The following is a 23,252-nucleotide window of genomic DNA, read 5'->3' as shown; positions in this document are numbered from 1 at the left end:
ACTTAAGGAGAACACGCCAACATGGCTGACTACAACCGCATTGAAGACCTTGCAAACGCAACTGCATACGACGTTAATGGCGACAAGGTTGGTGGCGTAAAGGACGTTTACGTTAACGACACCACCGGCCAGCCGGACTTCGTCTCCGTCAACCACGGCCTGTTCGGTGGCGGCGACTCCATCGTCCCGCTGCGCGGCCACTCCCTGCAGGACGGCGAGCTGCACTTGGCCTTCGCTAAGGACCGCATCGAGGACGCCCCGGACCTGGACGAGAACGGCCACCTGACCAACGCTGACCAGGAGGCTTTCTACCGCCACTACGGCCTCGAGGGCGTTGAGGACCGTACCCAGTACGAGACCGGCGCTCCGGCTGCTGGCGCTGCTGCCGGTGCAGGCGCTGGCGCTGGTTACGGCGAGCACGCTGCTGACCGCGACCGCGCTGAGTTCGCTGACCGCGAGGGCGTTGCTGCAGACAACGACGGTTCCATCGTTCGCTCCGAGGAGCAGCTGAACGTTGACAAGGACCGCGTCGAGTCCGGCCAGGTCCGCCTGCGCAAGTACGTCGTTCACGAGACCGAGACCGTTGAGGTTCCGGTTGAGCGCGAAGAGGTCCGCGTTACCCGCGAGCCGATCTCCGAGGCAGACCGCGCTAACTACGACGGCCAGCTCGGCGAGCAGGAAGCATCCGTCACCCTGCACGAGGACCGCGTGAACGTTTCCAAGGAGTCCGTGCCGGTCGAGAAGGTCTCCCTGGACAAGGACACCGTTCGTGAGACCCACCAGGTCACCGAGGACGTCGCCAAGGAGCGCATTGAGACCGATGGCAACGTTGTCGACGAGACCGCGCGCGACATCCGCCCGGAGGACCAGCGCTAAAAACGCCGCTTAGCGCCTAGCGCTAAGTAGTCTCTCTTTCTGGAGAAAGGCCCCAGCTTCGGCTGGGGCCTTTCGCGTGCCCGGACGTTGGTGGCGCCTTGACTACAGTGCTCCCCTGTCTGCCCTGCCCCTCCCAGCCGTGCGCCCCGCTCCCCTGGCGCCCGCTCCTCCGCTTAGCCGCTGGAATACTGCTCGAGCTTATTCGCTAGATCGCATGCTTTTGACCTGCAGGTTTAGATGAGCAGTATTCCTGAAATTGCCCAGTAGTATTCCAGCCGGCGGACGAGGCCGCCCTGAGTTAGGCGGGTTAGTCCTTATCCTCCGAGTCCTCGGCACCTTCGGGATCCCCTGCATTCTCAGCTCCGGGCCTGCGCGACTCGCGCAAGTCCGGTTCATATGCCGGGGTCTCAGACGTCGGCGCCAGAACGGCGATAGCGGACTCGCGGGACCAACCGCAGATCTGCAGCATGTCAACGATCAGGGAACGGGATTGCGCCAGCACCACAGCCGCGGACAGGGCGGGCCGGGATTGTGACGAGTTACCACTGTCGCCAGGAGAAGAAGCAGCAGGCGCATGAGTCGACGAGTCCGACCGGGAGAACACGCTCTCCGGAGCCCCGCCGGGCGGCTGGGCGGACGGGTCGAGAACGTCAAGACCAGCTTCGGCAGCTAGGTCGCGCAGCCGGTTCGTCAGCGCGGGCACGCCCTGCGCCTGGGAGATCTTGGCGTTGACGTCCAGGATGGCGGCGAGGTCCAACGTGATGGCGGACAGTTGGTCGAGTATCCAGATCTGTTTCGGGGAGACAGGGTCGTTGTCCTCGGCCAGGACGAGGGCACGGCGGGCCAGCACACGCGTCGTGCGGATTGCGTTGTCGGTCGGCGTGACCATCTTCTCTAGCGCGTCGACGTACCGGCGGGAGCGCCACAGAAACGGAGATAGCCGCGCAGATTCGCGGCCGGATTTCGTGGCAGCCGTGATCGCCTCGATGTCGTTCTGGGTGCCGCGGATGGCCGACAAGGCTTCGGCTACTTGGGTGGGGTCTTGTGTGAGGAGGGCGTGGGAGACGTCGTTAAGCACACTGCTGAGCACGCGCAGAACGTTGGAGATTTCGTGGCGTGCTGTCGCGAGCGGCGCTGATGGCAGCAGCGCAATCACCGCGAGGCCGACTGCGGAACCGATGAACGCGTCAATCGTGCGGTCGATGCCGGTGACGTCCGCGTCGGGCGGCATGATTGTGGCGATGAGGATCGAGCCGATGGCCACCTGATTCGCCACCAGCACCGACTTCGAGAAGAATCCCGCGAACAGCAACGACACCCCGACCGCCAGCGCGATCTGCCAACCGCCGGTGCCCAGCGGGGCGAAGAGGAAATCACCGACAAGGACACCGAGGATGCACCCGAGGGCCATGTCGAAGGCACGGTTGATGCGCTCGCCACCCGAGATGCCCACGATGATGACCACGGAAATCGGCGCGAAGAACGGCTGCGGGTGCCCCACCCACTCATGCGCGATGAAGTACGCCAACCCGGCCGCAATGCCCACCTGGATAGCCGCCAGCAGACGCTGGCGCACACGCCGAAACCGCGCGCCGATCGAGTTCTCGACGGCCACGATGCGCTCACGGGTGGACATCTTCTCCATACAGACATGGTAAAGGCCCCAGTCAAACCGGGGCCTTCAACGGAGAAAAACGAGTGTTTAACTGGACCTACTTGGACACGGTCTTGCCCACAGACTTCAGGTTCTCGCAGGCCACGACAACACGGTCAGCCATGGACTGCTCGGCCTTCTTCATGTAGGAACGCGGGTCGTAGGCCTTCTTGTTGCCCACCTCGCCGTCGATCTTCAGCACGCCGTCGTAGTTCTCGAACATGTGGGATGCCACCGGACGGGTGAAGGCGTACTGGGTGTCGGTGTCCACGTTCATCTTCACAACACCGTAGGACAGAGCCTGCTCGATCTTCTCCGGCTCAGAACCGGAACCGCCGTGGAAAACAAAGTCGAACGGCTGGTCGCCCGCGGACAGGCCGAGCTTCTCCACAGCGGCCTGCTGGCCCATCTCCAGCACCTCCGGCTTCAACTTCACGTTGCCCGGCTTATACACGCCGTGCACGTTGCCGAAGGTCGCAGCCAGCAGGTAACGGCCGTTCTCGCCGGTGCCGATCGCGTCGATGGTCTTCTCGAAGTCCTCGCGCGTGGTGTACAGGTTCGCGCCGGCCTTCGCTTGGACGCCGTCCTCCTCGCCGCCGACAACGCCGATTTCCACCTCGAGGATGATGTTCGCCTTGCGCGCCTTCTCCAGCAGCTCCTGGGCGATCTCCAGGTTCTCGTCGATCGGGATAGCGGAGCCGTCCCACATGTGGGACTGGAACAGCGGCAGCTCGCCGGCGTCCACGCGCTCCTGCGAGATCGCGATCAGCGGACGCACGTACTCGTCCAGCACTTCCTTCTGGCAGTGGTCGGTGTGCAGCGCGACGTTGATGTCATAGTGCTCCGCGACCTCGTGCGCGAACGCAGCCAGTGCCTTCGCGCCGGCGACCTTGTTCTTCACCGACTGGCCGGAACCGAACTCCGCGCCACCAGTGGAGAACTGGATAATGCCGTCCGACTCCGCCTCCGCGAAACCGCGCAGAGCAGCGTTGATCGTCTCAGAAGACGTGCAGTTGATGGCCGGGAAGGCGAAGCCGCCCTTCTTGGCCGTATCGAGCATCTGGTTATAAACCTCAGGGGTTGCAATAGGCATGGAGAGTCCTTTTCACTCGCGTGCGTCTGACACCCCCAGTATGCCCGTGTTGCAGCCCCGGCGCAGCAGCTTTCACCTCGCCGTGAGTTTCGCCGCGGCCTCCAGAAGCATCCAGCCAGACAATTGCACCGACAGATCACGTTCAGCAATGCGCGGTGCACTCACCGCTTCGCTTATCGACGCCGGCCCCATCCCATAGTTATGCGGCAACCTCGCCCCGCGAGTCCACCGGGCCGGGAAAATCGGCAGGCCATCGACCTCGAGACGGTTCGACCACAGCGCCTCCGCACTGGCCATGACCAGCCGTTCCGCGGCCTTGGCGGTGGCGGCGTTGGCGGGGTCGTCTGGCAGGCGCAGCGCCACATCCGCGAGGTAACGGGCCAGGATACCCTTGAACAGGCCGCCATCACCGGCCGCTGCCCCATCAGGCCCGCCGTCCGCCGGGTTATCAATCACACCGGCCGGGGTTGCCGAGTGCATCCCGATCGCCTGGACCAGCGCACGAATCTGCGCAATGTACTCCATCTGCGCTTCCGGCTGGTCCTCCAGGGCCAGGGCGATCTCGAGCGCCGCGCCCAGGACCGTGCCTTGGTTGTAGGTGTAGGTGATGGAGGTGGGGCGGGGGCCGTCGACAAGCAAACGAATTCCGTCCTGAATCAACCCGCTATCCGCGTGCAGGTTGGTGAAGATCCAGTCCAGCACCTCGCGTGCCTTATCCACCCTGCCCGTGCGGGCCATCATGATCGCCGCCGGGCCGTTCGCCGGGACGTTGAAGAAGTTCTCGTCCGTGCGCCACGGCAGCACACCGGTCAACGAATCCAACCCGGCAAGAATATTGAACTCCAGGTCGACCAACTGCTTCGGGCGGCTAACCTGCTCCGAATCCGTCACTCGGTTGAGTGCCAGGGCGAGCCAGGCCTTGTCGTCGTAGTAGCGGTTCTTGCTCACGTTGCCGCGGTTGCGGATCCGGATCGCGCGCATTGTCCGCACGATCACCGCGCGGCGGGCCTTCGTCGATCGGCGCTGTTCCGCATCGATCAAACAGTCCAGATAGTGAGCCTGCCACCAGTAATGCCACGTCGCGAACGTTTTCTCCCGCGCCGTTGGCGGCCACGCCGTCACCGCCAGGTTCGTTCGGGGAAGCCCCCACAGGCGCGAAGCGTGACGATCCTGAATCGCCATCTCCGCCAAATCCGCCCTGTGCGCCCACGTCTCCGGCACGGGGCCAGCGTTCCCACTGTTCACGAATCTCCTACCTGACAGATCTCTAGTAATGCCGTTCTAATTATCGCAGCTTTCAATGCCCACGTTAGGTTTTACATTCTCCCGCAAGTATTTTCCATGAACTTATGAGATTCGCTGGGGGTGTGTCACATGCCGGCGCGTTTGGGGCGCGGTGCGCGCGTGGTGCCGGCGCGTTGCGGGCGCGTCTAGCACCGTAGGGCCCATCCCGAACTCAACCCCGCCCGCCCCATGGATCACATGCAACCCATCCACCTCTACCGTGTTGCCCGCGGGGCGTTCGAGTGACTGCGCTGCGCAAAACTTTACATGCGTTCAAACTTATGCTTACAAACATGCAGGTAGAGAATTTCTAGCGCTCTACCAATATCATCGGAATGTCAACTTTTGCACACGGGACATCCGGACCGAGCCCGGCACCAATTTCACCGGCGCTGCGGCGGCCCCGCTTGCCCTCACCACGCGTGGGAAAGGTCTGCGTGCTGACGGATCCACGTGTGCATCGCAATCCCAGCCGCAACCCCGGCATTGATCGACCGTGTCGAGCCGAACTGAGCGATCGAACACGTCATCACCGCCGCTTGCTGAGCCTCCGCGGTCACGCCGGGACCTTCCTGGCCGAACAAGAGGACGCAATCGCGGGGTAATTCGGCTGTTTCGAGGGGCACGGAGCCGGGAGTGTTATCGATCGCTACGACGGCAACGCCCCGCGCAGTAGCCCATTCCAGCAGGTCATCCACCGTCTCGTGGTGGATGATGTGCTGATAGCGGTCGGTCACCATCGCCCCACGCCGATTCCACCGCTTGCGACCGACGATGTGCACCGCCTCCGCCATGAAAGCGTTCGCCGTACGGACGACAGTGCCGATGTTCATGTCGTTCTCGAAGTTCTCGATCGCGACGTGGAACGGGTGCCGCCGCTGATCCAGATCTTCCCGGATCGCCTCGAGCGACCAGTACCGGTACGCATCGACAACGTTGCGGCGATCGCCGTCCCGGAGAAAATCTTGGTCGTAACGGGGATCGGTAGGCCACTCCCCTTCCCACGGGCCGACACCGTGGCGGCCTTCCTGCCACTCGGTGGGGCCGCGGTCATGCGGGCCGCGGTCGGACTCGGGGTTATGCAAGGTCGAGGTCTTCGAGGCCGAGGAGGTGGCGGTAGGTGAGGCCGGCGTCGTTAAGCGCTTGGGCGGCACCCGTGGCACGGTCGACGACGGTGGCGACCGCAACCACCTCGGCGCCCTCCTCGCGGCACGCCTCGACGGCGGTGAGCGGCGAGTTGCCCGTGGTCGTGGTGTCTTCAACGACCAGTACGCGCTTGCCCTCGATGGATGGGCCCTCGATACGGCGCTGCATGCCGTGCTTTTTGGTTTCCTTGCGGACGACGAACGCGTCGATACGGCGACCGGCCGCGTGCATGATCGCGGTCGCAACCGGGTCCGCGCCGAGGGTGAGCCCGCCGACGGCGTCGAAGTCGAGGTCGGAGGTCATCTCGCGGATGAGCTTGCCAATCAGCGCACTCGCCTCATGGTGCAGAGTCGCCCGGCGCAGGTCAACGTAGTAATCCGCCTCGGCGCCGGAGCTCAACGTCACCTTGCCGTGCACGACCGCGAGCTCCTTCACCAGCTCCGCAAGCCGGGCCTTGTCGCGCGGGTTAATCCCCGGGTGGGTGCCCTCCGGGTACTGCTTGCCAGTCGGGTTCGCGGGATTGAAGTCACGCGCGGGGGTCGCATAGTCAGGCTGCTGTGGAGTATTCATGCTCCCCAGGGTAGCTGTTCAGCGTTCAGACTCGCTGCCGCCGTCGCGGAAGATGGAAGGGGGTAGGGGTTTGCGGGTGACGCGGGTGCCGTCGTTAAGCATGCGCCTGCGCTCGCCCGTCGCGATGGCGTTGACCTCGTCCGATCCGACTTCGCGGTCCTCGATTGGGCCGCGCGCGCCGCCGGTGAGACGCGTGGGCATTTCGACGGGATCTTCCGGGCGCACCACTTGCGGCCGCGACGGCTCCTCGGGTTCCTGGGGTTGCGCCGCGCTGGGCATCTGCGGCTCCCCCATCTCGCGCGACGGGCTGGCCACCTCCAGCGTCGGCCAGGTTTGCGGGGGGAGGGTGCGCGCTGCGTCGGCAAGCAGCGCCAGCGGGGCGAAAACGTCGTCCCACTCAGGCTCGTCCAGCTGCGCAATCACCCACTCCGTCTCGAACCACACCGCCGTGACCTGCGCCGGAAGCATCTCGACGGCTGTCTGCACCCGAATATCAATCATCCGCTCAACCGGCCCCGCATCCGATGCCAACACCGTGAACCCTTCAAGCTCAGAGACCTTCACCAGGTCGTCGGCCGGCCCCTCAACGCCACGCCGCATATCGACGACAACATCACTCGGCATCCCCGTCCCCATCGCCACCACCGGCGTCCCGGCAATATCAGCAATGCGTGTTTCATGCCCGAAGCGCGTCCCGGTCAGCACGTCCTTGAGCACAACGCCTGACGACGCCGCCCCCCGCGTCCACTCATCCGCCAAAAACTCATCTTCCTTGGCGTAGGTGAACCCGTTCTCCTCGGCCCACTCGCGCCAGGCCTTGCGATTCTTCGGGGTCCTGGGTTTTGGCTTTTCTGGCGTGGTGGATTTTTCTTGGGCGGCGGGGGCGGTTTCGGCGGGTTCGGCGGACGCGTCGGAGTTTCCGGGCTTGCTCGCTTTGACGGCCTTTGCGGCCTTTCCCAGCTTCGGCAACTTCCAGCGTGTGGACGCCTTTTTCGACGCCGGCTCAGCCTCAGATTCGGGGGTCGGCTCCGGTTCGCGTTCCTCCTCGACCACGGGCTCAGGCTCGGGCTGCGACTGCGTTTGCTCGGCGGACTCCACAGGAGCCGGCTCCTCAATCGGCGCCGGCTCCGCCGCCGCCTCGGGCTCGGTTGGCTCCGCCGGCGGCTCCGGAACCGCGCCAGGCTCAGCGGCAACAGGCTCGGCAGCCTCGGTCGCAGCAGGTTCTGCCGAACCCGGCGCGACGCCTTTCACAGGCTGCGCCGGTTTCGCGGCCCGAGCAGCCTTCTTCGCTCCCGCATCCGCGCGCCACAAAACGCCCGCCCCGGCAAGGGCGAGCACGGACAGAGCGAATAGTGCGAGACCCATCGATAAGCACTCTAGTAGCAGGGGCCGACAGTCACCGCGCAGGCTCCGAGCAAATCAGCCCCACCGCCGACCGGCCGAGCCAGCCAGCCCAACCAGAAAAGCCGCCCGAGCTACACCTCGCGCTCAACCGGGTTGCTCGCATCCGCCGACCATTGCGACCACCCACCGATGCAGTGGGTAAGAACCGGCAGGCCAACGTGCGCCATCGCAGCGAGCAACTTCGCGGAGTGGTTGCCTGACCCGGAGTACGCAATGGCCGAGGCGGGATCCGTGTCGTGGGTGATCCCCAACTTCGCGAACTGCTCGAGGATGTGGGAGTTGTCCAGGATCTTGCCGGAATCGTCGAAAAGCGACTCGACAGGCAGGTTGCGTGCGCCCGGAATGTGCCCGGACTTCAGGTCGAGCCGCTCGCGTTGGCCGCGGAAGCGGGAGGGCTCGCGGGCGTCGATAAGCGTGCTCTTGTAGCGGCGCACATCCTCAATGTCCGCCGTCGGCAGCGACCCGGGCTTGACCTCCTGCTCCGTGTGCACAGCGACGGGGCCGGGGCCGGCGACCGTTTCGTAGCCGCGCGCGTGCCACGCGGCGAATCCACCGTCGAGGATGCGGACGTCCTCCACGCCGGCCCACCGCAGCGTCCACCACGCGCGAGCCGCGAAAATACCCTGCCCAGTGTCGTAGATGACCACGGGACGGCCGGGCTCGATCCCCCAACCGCGGAACGATTCGATGAGACGATCTAGCGTCGGCAGCGGGTTGCGGCCCACCTGCGAGCCCGGCATGCCGACGAGCTGCAAAGAAGGCTCGCAAAACAGGGCGGTTGGAATGTGTTCAGACTGAAATTTCGACCACGCATGGCCCTCACGGGCATCCCACAACGCGGCAAGAATAGTGAGCTTTTCGCCAGTTCGGATCTGTTCACGCAGGTCTTCGGAGGACACATAGACGCTCATGGCCCCCACAGTACCTACGCCAACGAGATGATGCCCTGCGCCTCCAGGCCGTCAAGCCACTCGCGGATGCCTTCCCTCGGCGCATCCACGCTTATCGACGCCCCCAACATCCCCCCAGGCCCAACCTCAACCCTGCACCCAAACGCCAGGAGAGTCTCCGCGATATCCGTCGGGCCGGGCTCCTGAATGAGAATCCGCACCGTTTCCGCGCCACCCTTGACCACCGTCTGGTTCACATGCAGCTGGCCGCCCACCCGAACGCACTCGACAATGTCACCCACAGCCAGGCTCGTGTCCAAGAAAGGTACCGACGCCACCACAAAGTGCCCGCCGCCCAAGTCGTGAGCTGCAAGTTCCTCGTTCTCGACCCCCGGCAGAGACGTCCGGGTGACGATCGTTGTCGTGCGCGGTTGCATGCCGCTACCTTACCGCCCCACCCGGCCGCCGCCAGCCCCGCCGCCTCGCCCGGCTACTGGTGCGTGCTGCTCCGTGCCCGGCTGCTGGTGCCCGGCCGCCGGTGCGCCCGCTGCGTGCTGCCGCCGCGCCACCCAATCCGCGATTAGCTAGTTCTAGACGACTAGACCGTCCGATTTTTGGCCGATAAACCAACGAACTAGCTGTTTGGAACTAGCTAATCGCCCAACAGGGGTTGGGGGCGGGTGGACGGGGCGCGGACCTTCGGGCCTATGGACCCCGGGCCCGGGACCCAAGGTCGCGCAGGCCACCCCACCGCCTCACCGGGCCCCAGCAACTCCGGAAGTTTCTTCGGCGCCGACGGAACCGGCCGGGTACTGGCAAACCCGCAGGTGATCGAACCGAACGGCTCAAAATCTCAACCTTGCCGGATCAGCCGCCTGTGGATTACTGCCCGATTTCCACAGCCTGAAAGGACCTTACGTGCGCTGCCTCGCGTGGTCGGGAAGGCTGGACGCATGATCTCGGGGGATGAACTGGTCAATCTGCGGTGCCACAAAGCGGGCAGCCCAGTGTGGGCAGAAATCGAAACCGGTCGCATGGTCAAACTGGCACCGACACAAGCTGTCCGGAGCGACTACTTCCGGTCGCTTGCTCCGCATGAGAGGGCTCGACTGGTTGCCATCGCCACTGGTCGCGGTGTTCCGAAATCCATTGCAATCGGCCGCACCGCTGCACGGATTCATGGCATGTGGGTGGTTACGCGATCGAAAGAAACCGCCGAACTGACCCGCGGCGCTCACCCCTGCACGACCATGCCAGAGGGTCAACGTTGTCGGCGCATGAAGCTGCGCCCTGAAGAGATCACGCTTATCGACGGCGCCCGCACCCTCACCCCATTCCGCACCGCCGCCGACATTGCCGCTACGTATGGGCTGGTGGAAGGCCTGGTGGCTATGTCTTGGTTGAAGTACAGCGGGTGGGGAATTGGGAGGCTGCGTCGAGAAGCGGAAAGGCTTGGGCCGGTTAAAGGGATCGCGACAATTCGACAGTGCATCGAGCTGAGCAGTCCGCGCGCGCTGTCTCCGTTTGAGCCGTATGCGCAGGGGCTGTTCGTCGAAGCCGGAATTGAAGGCATCCGGATGCACCCGCGGCTGCCTCTTCCCGGTGGGCGGTACATCGAGCCCGACCTGATGATCGGTGACCACGTGGCCGTGGAAATCGACGGGGATGCGAAGTACGACGGCGTCACCTACGGATCCCTCGACGACATCAGCCGCGGCGAACTGAAACGGCAGAAACTGCTGATCAACATGGGCCTGGAAGTTGTGCGGTTTTCGCCGCGGGAGCTGTTAACGAACCCCGAGTACTGCATCGAGACCTTGCGCGGCGCGATCGAGCGGGCCAGCCGCCGCCCAAGCCAACCCGGCAAATAGCTAGAACCAGACAGCTAGATTGCCCGGTTCTCGGCCCGAAACGGAGCTTTCTAGTCGTCTGGTTCTAGTCAATCGGAATGGTGGGGGGCGCGGTGGGGTCGAGGTGGGGACTGTCGGGCCTGCCGCAGCGCTAGTTGGCGTCTGCGGCGTCGGTGTCGGTGTCGGCGCCGGCGTGCGCGGCTCCGGCGCCAGCACCCTCACCAGCGTCAGCGGCCTCGCCGGCACCGCCAACTGCGGCACCGCGGGTGACGGCCAGCGTGTCCGCGTCCGGGCCGACCTCAACGAGCACGGCATCACCGTCGCGGATCTCTCCGGCCAGTACCTCGCGGGCCAGCTTGTCGCCGATCTCCTTCTGGATCAGGCGGCGTAATGGGCGGGCGCCGTAGGCGGGGTCGTAGCCGCGGTCGGCGAGCCAGCGCTTGGCGGCGTCGGTGACGTCCAACGCCAACCGGCGTTCAGCGAGCCGGTCAGCCAACCCGCGCAGCTGGATGTCCACGATGCCGACCAGCTGGTCCTGCGTCAGCGGATCGAACACGACCACGTCGTCGAGGCGGTTGATGAACTCCGGCTTGAACGCCCGCTTCACAGCCTCCATGATCTCGTCCCGCAAACCGCCGGCACCCAGGTTGGAGGTGAGGATGATGACGGTGTTGCGGAAGTCGACGGTGCGGCCTTGGCCGTCGGTAAGCCTGCCTTCGTCGAGGACCTGCAGGAGGACGTCGAAGACGTCCGGGTGGGCTTTCTCGACTTCGTCGAAAAGCACGAGCGAGTACGGGCGACGGCGCACGGCTTCAGTGAGCTGGCCGCCGGCGTCGAAGCCGACGTATCCCGGAGGCGCACCGACGAGGCGCGCGACGGAGTGCTTCTCGCCGTATTCGGACATGTCGATGCGGATCATGGCGGATTCGTCGTCGAAGAGGAACTCCGCGAGCGACTTGGCCAGCTCCGTCTTACCCACACCCGTCGGGCCGAGGAAGAGGAAGGAACCGATTGGGCGGTTCGGGTCGGCGATCCCGGCGCGCGAACGGCGCACAGCATCCGACACCGCGTTGACCGCCTCGTGCTGCCCGACGACGCGCCCGCCGAGCACGCTTTCCATGTGCAGCAGCTTCTCGGTCTCGCCTTCCATCATCTTGCCGGCGGGAATGCCCGTCCAGCTGGACACAACGTCCGCGATGACATCCGGCGTGACCTCTTCCGCGAGCATAGTTTTTTCGCTTGCCGACGCCTCCGCCGCCTCAACCTGCGCCTCCAACTCCGGGATACGACCGTAACGCAGCTCCGACACCTTGGCGAAGTCACCGTCACGTTCAGCGATCTCGGACTGGTTGCGCAGATCTTCCAGCTCTTCCTTGGCGTGCTGGACTTTGTCGATTTCGGACTTCTCGTTCTCCCAGCGGGCTTTCATCTCGCCGAGTTTCTCGCGCTGGTCGGCGAGTTCCTGACGCAGGGCGTCGAGACGCTCGCGCGAAGCTGCGTCGGACTCCTTTTCCAGTGCGATCTCCTCAATCTCGAGACGGCGGACGACGCGCTCAAGCTCATCGATCTCCTGCGGGGAGGAGTCGATCTCCATGCGCAGGCGGGAGCCGGCCTCGTCGACCAGGTCGATAGCCTTGTCCGGAAGGAAGCGGTTGGTGATGTAGCGGTCAGACAGGCTTGCCGCCGCGACGAGCGCCGAGTCCTGGATGCGGACACCGTGATGCACCTCGTAGCGGTCCTTCAGGCCGCGGAGGATACCGATGGTGTCTTCCACACTCGGCTCGCCGACGTACACCTGCTGGAAGCGGCGCTCCAGGGCGGCGTCTTTTTCGATGTACTTGCGGTACTCGTCAAGGGTGGTCGCACCGACCAGGCGCAGCTCGCCGCGGGCCAGCATCGGCTTGATCATGTTGCCGGCATCCATCGAGCCCTCACCGGTCGCGCCAGCGCCGACGATGGTGTGCAGCTCGTCGATGAAGGTGATGATCTCACCGTCGGAGGACTTGATCTCATCCAGCACGGCCTTGAGGCGTTCCTCGAACTCGCCGCGGAACTTCGCGCCCGCGACCATCGAACCCAAGTCCAAGCTGATCAGCGTCTTGCCCTTCAGAGATTCCGGCACGTCGCCCGCGACGATGCGGCGGGCCAGGCCCTCCACGATCGCGGTCTTACCCACGCCCGGCTCACCAATCAGCACCGGATTGTTCTTCGTCCGGCGGCTTAGCACCTGGACGACGCGGCGGATCTCGCTATCGCGCCCGATGACCGGGTCGATCTTGCCCTCCCGGGCGCGTGCCGTCAGGTCGGTCGAATACTTCTCCAGCGCCTGGAACTGGCCTTCCGGGTCCTGCGTGGTCACCTTCTGGTGCCCGCGTACCGACGGAAACGCCCCCTTAATGGTCTCGTACGTCGCACCCCGCTTCTTCAGCAGGTCAGCGGCATCGTCCGAACCGCGGGCGATGCCGGCGAGGAGGACTTCTGTGGAGACGTATTCGTCGCCAAGCTCGCTGGCGAGTTCCTGCGCCGTGTTCAGCGCGTTAAGGCCGTCGCGGTTGAAGTTCGGGTTGGCCATGTTCTGGCCTTCCGCCTTCGGGTAGCCGTCCACGATGGCGGCGGCCTCTTTCACCACGGTCTGCGGGTCAACACCGGTTGCCTTCAGCACCGGCGCGGCGATGCCCTCCTCCTGGGAGAGGATGGCCTGCAGCAAGTGCGCTGGACGGATATCCGGGTTGCCGTTGGCCGAGGCCGTCTGCAGCGCCTGCTGGAGAGCTTCCTGTGTCTTTGTAGTGGGGTTGAATGAGCTCACGAGGGGCTCCTTTCTGAATGCTTTTGTTCTAAATGCCTAACTCCACGCTAGGTGGTCGCTCACTTCAACGCCCGTAAGGTTGAGTCTGTTCCACTCAAGGCTAGAAAGCTTGACGACGCCCCGCCCCCTCTGGCCCTTTCCGCCTACATGCGGACATGTGCGCTCCTGCCGATGCGGGCATCAGTATCCTAATTGCGACCGTTTTCCGGGTTCTAGCAGCAGTTTCGTACGAGCGAGAACTAGGGCTTTTATGCCCTGGTTCTAGCAGCACCAAAATCGCTGCTCAAGACATAAAAACGCCAACGATGCGGTCAGTCATGCCCACAACCGCTGGCGAGCACATGTCCACCAAACTAACCTAACGGCAGATTCATCGCGGCAACCACGGTCGTGGGGCTGTGTGGATCGTGGGGGACAAGAAGAGATCGTGGGAGACAAAAGAGGGGGAAACAGGCCATGACAAACAAGGCCGAACCGAAGGACGTTGGATCGATCTTTGAAGGTCGCCCGAAGTGCCCACCGTTTCTACGAGGCGCGATGTTGCTCGCGCTTTTGCAAACCGGGCAGACATTCACAGGTAGCGAGCTTGCGGAGCGGATCGGTGTCAACGATCGCACGCTGCGCAGGTACATTGGAGAACTCGGCGCGTTGGGATTCGAGGTCGAGGGCCGCCCCGGATTCTACGGCGGGTACCAGCTCAAGAGCGTCGATGCTATCCCTCCCCTCATCTTCAGCGAGGATGAAATGGAAACGATCCTGGCAGGTCTTGCCTACATCAGGTACCCGGAGGACGAATATGCCGAACGGGCTAATGACCTCGAAGAGCGCATCAGGAAGCTTCTCCCCGAAGCGTTCCTCGAGTCGCTGCGGATGCCCCTCCTCAAGAAGTACGGGGAGGGTTATCAGATGAGGGTGGAGGCGAAAGCGTCGAAAAGCGGGGGCTAGATCGCGTTCTTGATCCGTGTGCTTCCTGAACCGCCGGACCCCGCGCCCGATTGACCGTCGGCGTATTTCTTCGCGGGGGCCCATTTGAGAACAAAACTCATGACCAGAATGCCCGCCGCGATCGCGGTGGAAATCCACCCGAATCCGCCGGTGAAGGAGGCGATGACGGCAATCGGCGCGAGAATGGTCATGCCGATCTCGAAGGGGGCGAAGCCGACGTAGGCCACGCCGTATTCGTTCAGGGTGCCGGATTTGAGCTTCGGGTCGGCCATCTTGAGCAGCGCGATACCGGTGGCCACAGCGGCGGTTGCCCAGCCCCAGCCGAAGAGCCCGCGCTCGATCCAGTGTTCACCGAAGTAGAGCGGCGCCATGACCAGCAGGTAGAACAGGCAGAACACCACGCCGAGAACGAACAGCAGCACGAGCGCCTGCCAGTAGTCCGCCAGCGCGGCGGGAACGATGGAGGCGATACCGAACGCGATCATGTAGTCGGTCGCAGCACCGGAGATGGCACTAACGGTGTCTTTGTCCAGGTAGTTCGGGCGGCGCACCAGGCGCAGGCCAAGGCGGCCCAGCAAGCCGATGACGAACGACAGGGCGTACAAGGGAATGGAGACGTTGGGCCATTGGGCCTTGATTGCGTCGTTAAGCACATAGGCAATGAGCACGGTGAAAACGATGAAGCCGGCGTGCAACGCGAGCGGCTCGATCGACGACGGGTTGGTCGTGGCTTTACCGATGGATGGGCGCTCATCTTCGTTCTCGATGTAGCCGGATCGGAGGTCTTCCGGCAGTTCGCCCTGCAGCTCGGTCGTCTTGCTGGCGCGAATGCCCCAGTTGGCCACGATGACACCGCCGACGATGGCGACAAGCGTGCCCACGGTCGCGGCAGTGAAACCGAGCGAGGATGCGCCTTCCACACCGATGTCCTCCAGCGAGGACCCCACGGCCGCGGCGGTACCGAAGCCACCGACGAAACCGACCGGCAGCATCATGCCGAACCAGTCTTCGGTGCCGAACACGGGCTTGAACAGGTAGAGGCCGAGCAGCACGAACAGGCCCCACTGGAACACGAACATCGTGGTGGAAAACGCCCACATGTTGCGCGCACCCTTAGCCACGGAGCCGCCGAGATCCATCGAGTACGCCATCGACGCGAACACGACGGCGATGAGGATAGTGGTGTAGGTGCCGACGTTCTCTGAGAAGTTGATCCACCCGAGCACCTCGGGCCCGAGCACCAGGCCGAGCAGACCGGCTGTGATCGGGGCCGGCAGCAGCAGCTGCTGGAGCATGCGGATTCGCTGGCGCAGAACGTTGCCGACGATAAGGAGGAGGGATATCCATCCGACGTCAAGCAGCATGTCGTAGGGAGTGAATTCCATGTGCCGGACCCTTCACGAATTGTGCTATGCCGGTTAGCTTAGCGTGCAGCCCGGACATACTAGTGTTTGTTGCATGGCCGAGCTTGATCACATGGCACGGGAAGAGCTGGACGCGCAGCTCACGCAGGTGCCTGAAGCACGCACGCTTATCGACGTTTTATTCACCCCCTCCCCCACACCCTCCGTCGAAGACACTGCCTTGGACCGGCGGCGCCTCGGTGTTACCCCGGAGGATTACGAGGCATTGGCCGACGAGATGGAGCAAGCCCTCTCCCGCGCGCTGGCGCTGGCAGGGCAGCTGCCGGGACGGTTGACGGAGGCCGACGAGCGTGAGCTGCTCGACCGCGCCCGCGGCAGGTTGATCGGTATGGCGGCGGTTGCCCGCCGGGCGGACGTGGACGGCATTCCGCCGGCGACAGCCGCGGAGGTCACGGGCGTGTTGCCCCTATTCATCCCGCCGGAGATCAACGGCTCGGGCATGCCGGGCTGCGCTGTCTATCTTGAGGCTCCTGCCCCGGTCGATTACCTTTCCGGCCAGTCGCTGCCGGTCCTGCGGCCGAACGCCGGCCCAGCGGTGAGCGGGGCAGCTGATGCCCTTGAGCAGCAGTGGGAGGAACTCGTTCCCGCCGTTCCTCCGAACGATTACGGTCAGCTCGTCTTCTTCCTACTTCCGAATCTCCGGGACGGCGGCCAAGCTGGCCCGATTCGCGTGCCGGGCATCGGCGAGTACTGGACTTTCGGCGAGCCGCGCGGCGACGCCATTGACCTCACCCTGCCCGCCGGCGCGCTGGGCGTGACCTTCACCGTCGACGGCACGGGCGAGAGGTTGCCGGGGGCGCGTGCGGCGGTGTTTGAGCTGGTGGGGAGGATGGCTGAGGACGTCGAAAAGCAGCAGATGAGTGTCAATCTGCTTGTCGACGCCATCGGTGCCAACGAGCCCGGCATCCGCTCCCTCGCAGAAAAGACGGACTGGCTCAGCCTGACACTGTTTTAAAGGAGCGGCAGCGCTTCCTGCTGCTTGGCGGCCTCGTCGGGGTCGATGTCGACGACGATGACCTCGGGCTCGTATCCGCCCTCCGCAAGGATGCGGCCGTCGGGTGCGACCGCCATCGAGTGCCCCACGCCGGTCGGCCCGGAATTTTTTCCTGCTTCGGCGGAACCACCCGGCCGGGCCTGGTCTGGGGCCATGATGAATACCCCTGCATCCAGTGCACGGGCCCGGGAAAGAATGTTCCACTGCTCGACCTTATTTTCGCCGTCGGCCCAGCTGGTGGGCACGACGATGACCTTGGCGCCTTCGCGGGCGAGCTGCTTGAACTGCTCGGGGTAGCGGATGTCGAAGCAAATGGCCACGCCCACCGTCACGCCCTCATGGGTGAAGGTGTGCAGGTCGGTGCCGGGGCGGACAGTTTTGGACTCTTGGTACCGCGCGGTGTCGAAGGTGTGGATCTTGTCGTACCCCTCATGCAGCCCGTTTCCGGTAATCAACGCGGTGTTGTAGACGCGGTTGATCTCGCCCTGGCTGTCGGCGGGGCGGAACATGCCGGCGACGATGGTGACGCCGAGCTCGCGGGCAAGCTCGCGCAACCCCGTCGCAAACGGCCCGTCAAGCTCCTCGGCCTGCGTGTCCAGGCGGCCTGAGTCGAACGCCTGCGAAGTCGCCTCCGGGCAGACGATGAGGGTGGCACCTTTGTCCGCCGCTTCGCGGATCTTTTCGGACGCCAACCGGAGGTTGTCCGCCTTGTCGTCGGAAGTGGTGATTTGCACGAGTCCGATACGCATGCGCCCCAGCGTATGTGCAATTCTCGCCGAATTCCACAGGCAAAATCGGGCCTTGTTGCACCTCGATTCTGGATGGTTTTGGCTAGGGCCATGAGCTACATCGAAACGCCACGTAACCTCCCCTACCTGTCCGAATGGTCCGCACCCACGATGGACGGACTGGCCACTCCCAGCCTCACCGCGACCGCACTCGCCCGCGCGCATGACTCCCTCCAGGCCGCGCTGCGCCGCCGCGACGAGGCCCTCCACGCCCACGACGGCGAACTGCACAGCTTCGTCGCCGACGCCGTCCACGTCGACGACACGGTCTTCGGAGGATAAATGCTGGTCACATCAGAACTCACCGCCGCCGCGTCCAGCTTGCGGTCCGCGCGCACGAGCGCCCTATCGCGTATCGACGACACCTCCCACCACCTCACCTCCCTCTCCTCCACCGGCTTCGCCGGACCGGCCGCCGACGCCGGCCTGGGCCGCCTGGCTGATCTCGGGCGCGCCTTCGATGGGCCCGCCGAGCAGATGAATACTGTGGCCGGGATCTTGGAGGATGCCGCCACAGCGCAGGCCGCCCTCGACCTCGCGAACGAGGCCCTGCGGACAGCGATCGTTCCGCCTCCCGCCATGGCGGCCCACCGCGCCGCCGTCGTTAGCCTCGCCCTGGCCGCCCGGATGCTCGACCAGGCCTGCGCCTCCGCGATCTCCGGGGCGTGTCTCTTAGAGCACGAAGCTGACCTGGACCGTCTGGCTTTCCATCCCGGGGAGTCGCTGAACGATATCAGCGCGCGGAACATGGGCACCGCCCCCGCATCCGTCCGGGAAGCAATCGAGGATGCGGACGGCCTTCTCCTTGAAGCAGGCCCCGGCGGGTACACCGTCATGGTCGGGCCGCGGAGCGATGTTGGCGACGGCGGCGCGGGGGACCTCATTGACCCCAGCTCCGTGACCACCATGGTCTCGGGCGTGTCCTCCGGAACCCCGGAGAAGCTTCCCCGCGCTCTCGAGGAAGCCCAGAACGTGGCCGACGCGACCGGCGGCGCCGTCATCGTCTGGCAGGGGTACGCCCCGCCGCCGGACGTTCCCTCCGGAATTGACCCGTCAGCCGCGCGCGCCGGAGCCGACGACCTGGCCATGTTCCAGATGGCTATCGACGAACGCTTCCCCGACGCCCACAAGATCGTCATCGGCCACAGCTACGGATCAGTCGTGGCCACCCGCGCCGCAATGGACCACGGGCTGTTCGCCGATGACCTGGTCCTCGCCGGTTCGCCCGGAGTCCCGGCGCGCAACGCCAACGAACTGACGCTTGTGGGCGATGATCCGCAGGTCACAGTTGTGGACTCCCCCACCGATCCGATCCGGGCTCTCCGCGGGCCGTTCAGCGCCGTGCACGGCTACAACCCCGCGAGCCCCATCTTTGGTGCCGACCAACTGAACGGGGTGCGCGGTTCCCATACCGATTACTTCACGGACGCGGAGATGCTGGAGGGGCTGGGGCGGATGGCGCGTCGATAAGCGAAAAAGCGTACGGTGGTGGTGCTACAAAATGAAAGGAATTTTTTATGGCTAAAGATTTCGCGCACCAGATCGTGGAAACGCTAGAAAAGAACGGCGTTAAGCGCATTTACGGCATTGTCGGCGACTCGCTCAACCCCGTCTCGGACGCGGTCGCGGAGAGCAACATCGAGTGGATTCACGTCCGCAACGAGGAAGCTGCCGCATTCGCAGCCGGCGCTGAGTCCTCCGTGACCGGCGAGCTCGCTGTATGTGCCGCCTCCTGCGGCCCGGGCAACACTCACCTTATCCAGGGCCTTTATGACTCTCACCGCAACGGCAACAAGGTGCTCGCCATTGCGTCCCACATCCCCAGCCAGGAGATCGGCTCCAAATTCTTCCAGGAAACCCACCCGGAGAAGATCTTCCAGGAGTGCTCCGGCTACTGCGAGATGGCTAACTCCGCCGCCCAGGGCGCGCGCATCCTGCACCACGCGATCCAGTCCACGATGGCGGGCAACGGCGTATCCGTCTTCGTCATGCCCGGCGACATCGCTAGCCAGGACGCAGCCGACGTGCCGCTGCTCGAATCCACCATCGCACGCGGCACCGACAAGCGCGTTTTCCCGGACTCCGGCGAAGCTGCAGCGCTGGTCCAAGCTATTAACGACGCAGACACCGTGACCCTCTTCTGCGGCGTCGGCGTCAAAAACGCCCGCGAAGAAGTCCTCCAGCTCGCCGAGAAGGTCAAGGCTCCCATCGGCCACTCCTTCGGCGGCAAGATGCACATCCAGTACGACAACCCGTTCGACGTAGGCATGAACGGCCTGCTCGGCTACGGCGCGTGCTACGACGCATCCCACGAAGCCGACCTGCTCATCCTGGTGGGCACCGACTTCCCCTACAACGACTGGCTACCCACCGGCAACGTGGCCCAGATCGACATCAAGGCCGAGAACATGGGCCGCCGCACCAAGGTGCAGTACCCCGTTGTCGGCGACGTCAAGAGCGTCATCGAGAACATCCTCCCCCACATCGAGGAGAAGAAGGACCGCACGTTCCTGGACAAGATGCTCAAGGAGCACGCGCGCCTGCTCGAGAACGTGATCGACAACTACGGCCCGAACGACAAGGCCACCCCGATCCACCCCGAGTACGCCGCCAACCTCATCGACGAACTTGCCGACGAAGACGCCCTCTTCACCGTCGACACCGGCATGTGCAACGTCTGGGCCGCCCGCTACATCACCCCGAACGGCAAGAAGGATGAGCTCGCATCCTTCCGCCACGGCACCATGGCCAATGCTGTGCCGCAAGCCATCGGCGCTCAGGCCGCCGACCGTGACCGCCAGGTGATCACCTTCTCCGGTGACGGCGGCGTCTCGATGCTGCTGTCCGAGCTCATCACCGTCAAACAGCACGAGCTGCCGGTCAAGATGATGGTGTTCAACAACTCGTCCCTGGGCATGGTCAAGCTCGAGATGATGGTCGCCGGCCTGAAGGAATTCCAGACCGACCACGACGGCGTCAACTACGCCGACATCGCCTCCGCCGTGGGCATCACCTCCTTCCGCGTAGAAAAGCCGCAGGACCTGGAGAAGACCCTGAAGAAGGCCCTCGCCCACGACGGCCCGGTGCTGGTCGACATCGTCACCGACCCCGACGCCCTGTCCCTGCCGCCCAACTTCGACTGGGCCATGATCAAGGGCTTCACCGAGTCCGCAGTCAAGACCGTTCTCGACGGTGGCATCGGCAACATGGTCGAGCTCGCACGCTCTAACCTCCGCAACATCAAGGGTGCGGCAGCGATCGAGTTCTAGCTTGGTGAGCTAGTTCTCGGAGAGGGTCAGCCTTGTGGCTGGCCCTCTTTTTGGGTTCTGAGGCGGCCCCGCGCGAGTGCCTAGGGTGCGCGTGCGGCGTGCGCCAATTGCGGTGCGCGTGTGGGTTTAGTGCGCCCCTTGGGGTTCACGTGCGGAAAAGTTGACAAACTCGATTTCGATTTACAGACCTCTGGCTCGCCCACCTGCACAAACACAATTTTAGTGAACCCGGCACGTAAACTATTGCGCACGCCGGGCAGCGTGGCCCGGGCTAGGTCCGAGCTAGGTCCAAGTTGGGCACGGGCTAGGCCCGATCGAGCGATCGCACGGGGCCTTGTGCAAAAGATGACAAACTCGAATTCGATTTACCCCCCGAAAAGCTCTCTAACTGCACAGACAGCTCTAGACAGGAATCGGGTTTGTTATCTTTTGCACAACCGCGACCCAAGCGGCCCTCAATCGAACCCAAGACGAACCCGAGACAAGACCGCAAAAGGCCCCCGCATCCCACAATTGCGGGCACAGGGGCCAATGGGGACCGCTGGGACTGCTGAGGGGGCAAAGTCCCCCAGCCGCAACCCCAGCGCCAGCCCCAGTCCCGACCGCTATTGCTGCTGCTGGGTGGACGAGGTCCGACTCCGGCGAGTGTTTCGCGACCACGCCACCACCGCCGTGGAGCGGGGCACGTGGACGAGTTCGCCGCCGCGCCGCTTTTCGCGCTTCTCCTGTGCGAGGAGCTGTTTGAGTTCGGTGTTTTCGTCCTCGAGCTCGTCGATACGCTCGCTGAGGCTGATGATGGTCTTGATGCCTGCGAGGTTCACCCCCTCTTCCTGCGACAGGCGCTGGATGGTCCGTAGCCGGTTGATGTCGCGTTCGGAGTAGCGGCGCCCGCCGCCGGAGGTGCGCATCGGGGTGACCAGGCCCATCCTGTCGTAGGTGCGCAGGGTTTGGGCGTGCATTCCGGTCAGTTCGGCGGCGACGGAGATGACGTAGTATTCCTCATCCATTGGCACTGTGCGTCACCTCCTTTCCTAAACGGCTCCGGCCCAGCCCGCGCGGGGGTTGAAGCCGGAGTCCTTTTCGGCCTGGGCGTAGGCGCGCAGGGCGCTGGAGGCGGTGGCGTCGAGGTTCTTCGGCACGGTGACTTCGACGGTGACCATGAGGTCGCCAGCGTTGCCAGATTTCTTGGGCACGCCGCGGCCTTTCACACGCAGCGTGCGGCCGTTGGGTGTGCCGGCCGGCACTTTGACCTTGACGGGGTTGTCCAGGGTGGGCACGGTGACGGTGCCGCCGAGGGCTAGCTCGCAGAAGCTGACGGGCACGGTGACTGCGAGGTCGTCGCCGTTACGGGTGAACACTTTGTCGGGTCGGACGGTGACGTAGACGAAGAGGTCGCCGGCCGGGGTTCCGTTCGGTCCTGCCTCGCCCTGGCCGGCCAGGCGGACCTTTTGGCCGTCGATCACGCCGGCGGGGATCCGCACGGTGATTGACCTAGTCCGGTGGGTCGTGCCGGTGCCGCCGCATGTCGGGCACGGGTCCTCGACGGTCTGGCCGGTGCCGCCGCAACGGGTGCAGGGCCGGGACATCCCGAACGCGCCCTTCTGCTCGCTGACAAACCCGGTGCCGGAGCAGTCCGGGCATGTTGAGGTTTTGCCGGTCTTCGACCCTGAGCCGTGGCAGTCGGTGCACGGCGCTTCACCGGTCAGCTCGACGGGGATGGTGGTGCCTTTGACGGCTTCGCGGAAGTCGAGTTCTATTTGCGTTTCGACGTCGGCCCCCCGCGTCGGCCGAGCACCCCTGCCAGTGCCGCCGCCGCGGTTAAAGAGGCCACCGAAGAGGTCACCAAGACCGCCTTCCGCAGAAAATCCTCCGCCTTGTCCAAACGCTTCTCCGAATCCGTAGTCGGTGGTGGTGAAGTCTTGTTCCGTGCTGCGAAACCCGCCCGGGAAACCCGAGCCTCCTTTCCCTCCGAAGCGCATGAAGCCTCCGGAGTCCATCATCTTCTTGAATTCGTCGTACTCTTTGCGCTTTGCTTCGTCGCCGATGACGTCGTAGGCTTCAGCGACTCGCTTGAACTTGTCCTCGGCCGCCTTGTTGCCGGGGTTGGAGTCCGGGTGGTATTCCCGGGCGAGTTTGCGGTAGGCCTTTTTAATGTCGGCCGCGGAGGCGGACTTGCTCAGCCCCAGGTCGCCGTAATAGTCCTTGTTGGCCCATTCTTGCTGCATAGCCATGTGCACCCCCTCCTTTCGTCTCAGAGGT

Annotated in this window: 20 protein-coding genes; 7 read left to right on the top strand and 13 right to left on the bottom strand. The window is 64.4% G+C overall.

The window, feature by feature from the left end; genetic code table 11:
* The first annotated feature begins 21 nt into the window (after positions 1-21).
* Positions 22-876: a DUF2382 domain-containing protein gene (locus HMPREF0291_RS04020; protein ID WP_005288321.1), complete on the top strand. Its 855-nt coding sequence runs from the start codon at positions 22-24 to the stop codon at positions 874-876.
* 307 nt (positions 877-1,183) lie between these two features.
* Here the strand turns inward: HMPREF0291_RS04020 and HMPREF0291_RS04015 are convergent, their stop codons facing one another.
* The 8 genes from HMPREF0291_RS04015 to HMPREF0291_RS03980 form a co-directional block, all read right to left on the bottom strand.
* The gene (locus tag HMPREF0291_RS04015; RefSeq protein ID WP_005288320.1) at positions 1,184-2,521 is read right to left on the bottom strand and encodes an FUSC family protein; all 1,338 of its coding nucleotides are present in this window, start codon (positions 2,519-2,521) and stop codon (positions 1,184-1,186) included.
* A 67-nt stretch (positions 2,522-2,588) separates the two neighbouring features.
* A complete protein-coding gene (gene fbaA / locus HMPREF0291_RS04010) occupies positions 2,589-3,623 on the bottom strand; it encodes a class II fructose-bisphosphate aldolase (RefSeq protein ID WP_005288317.1) in 1,035 nt (344 codons plus the stop codon).
* Between the two features lie 72 nt (positions 3,624-3,695).
* The gene (locus HMPREF0291_RS04005; RefSeq protein ID WP_156774884.1) at positions 3,696-4,844 is read right to left on the bottom strand and encodes a glycoside hydrolase family 76 protein; all 1,149 of its coding nucleotides are present in this window, start codon (positions 4,842-4,844) and stop codon (positions 3,696-3,698) included.
* A gap of 476 nt (positions 4,845-5,320) precedes the next feature.
* Positions 5,321-5,992, bottom strand: a complete 672-nt coding sequence (locus HMPREF0291_RS04000) for a TrmH family RNA methyltransferase (protein ID WP_005288312.1) — start codon at positions 5,990-5,992, stop codon at positions 5,321-5,323.
* On the bottom strand, positions 5,985-6,623 hold the full coding sequence (gene pyrE, locus HMPREF0291_RS03995) for an orotate phosphoribosyltransferase (RefSeq protein ID WP_005288310.1): 639 nt from the start codon (positions 6,621-6,623) through the stop codon (positions 5,985-5,987). Before pyrE ends, HMPREF0291_RS04000 begins: the two co-directional genes overlap by 8 nt.
* 18 nt (positions 6,624-6,641) lie before the next feature.
* The gene (locus HMPREF0291_RS03990) at positions 6,642-7,988 is read right to left on the bottom strand and encodes a type III secretion system chaperone family protein (RefSeq protein WP_005288307.1); all 1,347 of its coding nucleotides are present in this window, start codon (positions 7,986-7,988) and stop codon (positions 6,642-6,644) included.
* 110 nt (positions 7,989-8,098) lie between these two features.
* Complete coding sequence (locus tag HMPREF0291_RS03985; RefSeq protein WP_005288304.1) at positions 8,099-8,938, bottom strand: sulfurtransferase; 840 nt, start codon at positions 8,936-8,938, stop codon at positions 8,099-8,101.
* Between the two features lie 14 nt (positions 8,939-8,952).
* The gene (locus HMPREF0291_RS03980) at positions 8,953-9,354 is read right to left on the bottom strand and encodes a DUF4265 domain-containing protein (protein ID WP_005288301.1); all 402 of its coding nucleotides are present in this window, start codon (positions 9,352-9,354) and stop codon (positions 8,953-8,955) included.
* A gap of 516 nt (positions 9,355-9,870) precedes the next feature.
* Here HMPREF0291_RS03980 and HMPREF0291_RS11750 point away from each other — a divergent pair.
* Positions 9,871-10,788, top strand: coding sequence for a PDDEXK family nuclease (locus tag HMPREF0291_RS11750; protein WP_156774802.1), 918 nt, complete (start codon positions 9,871-9,873; stop codon positions 10,786-10,788).
* A gap of 130 nt (positions 10,789-10,918) precedes the next feature.
* On the opposite strand, the gene clpB is transcribed toward HMPREF0291_RS11750, so the two are convergent.
* A complete protein-coding gene (gene clpB, locus HMPREF0291_RS03970) occupies positions 10,919-13,573 on the bottom strand; it encodes an ATP-dependent chaperone ClpB (protein ID WP_005288295.1) in 2,655 nt (884 codons plus the stop codon).
* Between the two features lie 456 nt (positions 13,574-14,029).
* On the opposite strand from clpB, the gene HMPREF0291_RS11235 reads away from it, so the two are divergent.
* Positions 14,030-14,518, top strand: a complete 489-nt coding sequence (locus HMPREF0291_RS11235; protein WP_050748782.1) for a helix-turn-helix transcriptional regulator — start codon at positions 14,030-14,032, stop codon at positions 14,516-14,518.
* On the opposite strand, the gene HMPREF0291_RS03960 is transcribed toward HMPREF0291_RS11235, so the two are convergent.
* Complete coding sequence (locus HMPREF0291_RS03960) at positions 14,515-15,903, bottom strand: sodium/glutamate symporter (protein ID WP_005288290.1); 1,389 nt, start codon at positions 15,901-15,903, stop codon at positions 14,515-14,517. The genes HMPREF0291_RS11235 and HMPREF0291_RS03960 overlap by 4 nt on opposite strands.
* A gap of 73 nt (positions 15,904-15,976) precedes the next feature.
* Here HMPREF0291_RS03960 and HMPREF0291_RS03955 point away from each other — a divergent pair, with 73 nt between their 5' ends.
* Positions 15,977-16,897 carry a hypothetical protein gene (locus HMPREF0291_RS03955; RefSeq protein WP_005288287.1) on the top strand — a complete coding sequence of 307 codons (921 nt, stop codon included), beginning with the start codon at positions 15,977-15,979 and terminating at the stop codon, positions 16,895-16,897.
* Here the strand turns inward: HMPREF0291_RS03955 and HMPREF0291_RS03950 are convergent.
* Entirely contained in the window at positions 16,894-17,685 is a 792-nt protein-coding gene (locus HMPREF0291_RS03950; RefSeq protein WP_005288284.1) for a carbon-nitrogen hydrolase family protein, read from the bottom strand. The two genes, HMPREF0291_RS03955 and HMPREF0291_RS03950, sit on opposite strands and share 4 nt — an antisense overlap.
* Before the next feature lie 90 nt (positions 17,686-17,775).
* On the opposite strand from HMPREF0291_RS03950, the gene HMPREF0291_RS03945 reads away from it, so the two are divergent.
* From HMPREF0291_RS03945 to HMPREF0291_RS03935, 3 genes are read left to right on the top strand one after another with little or no spacing between them, the layout of a single operon-like run.
* Positions 17,776-18,006: a hypothetical protein gene (locus HMPREF0291_RS03945; protein ID WP_040423475.1), complete on the top strand. Its 231-nt coding sequence runs from the start codon at positions 17,776-17,778 to the stop codon at positions 18,004-18,006.
* Entirely contained in the window at positions 18,007-19,194 is a 1,188-nt protein-coding gene (locus HMPREF0291_RS11230; RefSeq protein WP_005288278.1) for an alpha/beta hydrolase, read from the top strand.
* A 47-nt stretch (positions 19,195-19,241) separates the two neighbouring features.
* Entirely contained in the window at positions 19,242-20,993 is a 1,752-nt protein-coding gene (locus HMPREF0291_RS03935) for a pyruvate dehydrogenase (RefSeq protein WP_005288276.1), read from the top strand.
* A gap of 605 nt (positions 20,994-21,598) precedes the next feature.
* Here HMPREF0291_RS03935 and HMPREF0291_RS03930 read toward each other — a convergent pair.
* On the bottom strand, positions 21,599-22,000 hold the full coding sequence (locus tag HMPREF0291_RS03930; RefSeq protein ID WP_005288272.1) for a heat shock protein transcriptional repressor HspR: 402 nt from the start codon (positions 21,998-22,000) through the stop codon (positions 21,599-21,601).
* A 24-nt stretch (positions 22,001-22,024) separates the two neighbouring features.
* Positions 22,025-23,224, bottom strand: a complete 1,200-nt coding sequence (dnaJ, locus tag HMPREF0291_RS03925; protein WP_005288270.1) for a molecular chaperone DnaJ — start codon at positions 23,222-23,224, stop codon at positions 22,025-22,027.
* Positions 23,225-23,252: the final 28 nt, after the last annotated feature.

Origin of the sequence: Corynebacterium genitalium ATCC 33030, from assembly GCF_000143825.1 — a bacterium.
Taxonomy (GTDB): domain Bacteria; phylum Actinomycetota; class Actinomycetes; order Mycobacteriales; family Mycobacteriaceae; genus Corynebacterium; species Corynebacterium genitalium.
This window is presented reverse-complemented; position numbering and strand designations above follow the sequence as displayed.

Coding starts and splice junctions, on each gene's coding strand:
- dnaJ (WP_005288270.1), bottom strand. CDS start 23,224: ATGGCTATGCAGCAAGAATGGGCCAACAAGGACTATTACGGCGACCTG.
- HMPREF0291_RS03950 (WP_005288284.1), bottom strand. CDS start 17,685: ATGCGTATCGGACTCGTGCAAATCACCACTTCCGACGACAAGGCGGAC.
- HMPREF0291_RS03930 (WP_005288272.1), bottom strand. CDS start 22,000: ATGGATGAGGAATACTACGTCATCTCCGTCGCCGCCGAACTGACCGGA.
- HMPREF0291_RS04015 (WP_005288320.1), bottom strand. CDS start 2,521: ATGGAGAAGATGTCCACCCGTGAGCGCATCGTGGCCGTCGAGAACTCG.
- HMPREF0291_RS03935 (WP_005288276.1), top strand. CDS start 19,242: ATGGCTAAAGATTTCGCGCACCAGATCGTGGAAACGCTAGAAAAGAAC.
- HMPREF0291_RS11235 (WP_050748782.1), top strand. CDS start 14,030: ATGACAAACAAGGCCGAACCGAAGGACGTTGGATCGATCTTTGAAGGT.
- HMPREF0291_RS04020 (WP_005288321.1), top strand. CDS start 22: ATGGCTGACTACAACCGCATTGAAGACCTTGCAAACGCAACTGCATAC.
- pyrE (WP_005288310.1), bottom strand. CDS start 6,623: ATGAATACTCCACAGCAGCCTGACTATGCGACCCCCGCGCGTGACTTC.
- HMPREF0291_RS11750 (WP_156774802.1), top strand. CDS start 9,871: ATGATCTCGGGGGATGAACTGGTCAATCTGCGGTGCCACAAAGCGGGC.
- HMPREF0291_RS03955 (WP_005288287.1), top strand. CDS start 15,977: ATGGCCGAGCTTGATCACATGGCACGGGAAGAGCTGGACGCGCAGCTC.
- HMPREF0291_RS03990 (WP_005288307.1), bottom strand. CDS start 7,988: ATGGGTCTCGCACTATTCGCTCTGTCCGTGCTCGCCCTTGCCGGGGCG.
- HMPREF0291_RS03945 (WP_040423475.1), top strand. CDS start 17,776: ATGAGCTACATCGAAACGCCACGTAACCTCCCCTACCTGTCCGAATGG.
- HMPREF0291_RS03960 (WP_005288290.1), bottom strand. CDS start 15,903: ATGGAATTCACTCCCTACGACATGCTGCTTGACGTCGGATGGATATCC.
- HMPREF0291_RS11230 (WP_005288278.1), top strand. CDS start 18,007: ATGCTGGTCACATCAGAACTCACCGCCGCCGCGTCCAGCTTGCGGTCC.
- HMPREF0291_RS03985 (WP_005288304.1), bottom strand. CDS start 8,938: ATGAGCGTCTATGTGTCCTCCGAAGACCTGCGTGAACAGATCCGAACT.
- fbaA (WP_005288317.1), bottom strand. CDS start 3,623: ATGCCTATTGCAACCCCTGAGGTTTATAACCAGATGCTCGATACGGCC.
- HMPREF0291_RS03980 (WP_005288301.1), bottom strand. CDS start 9,354: ATGCAACCGCGCACGACAACGATCGTCACCCGGACGTCTCTGCCGGGG.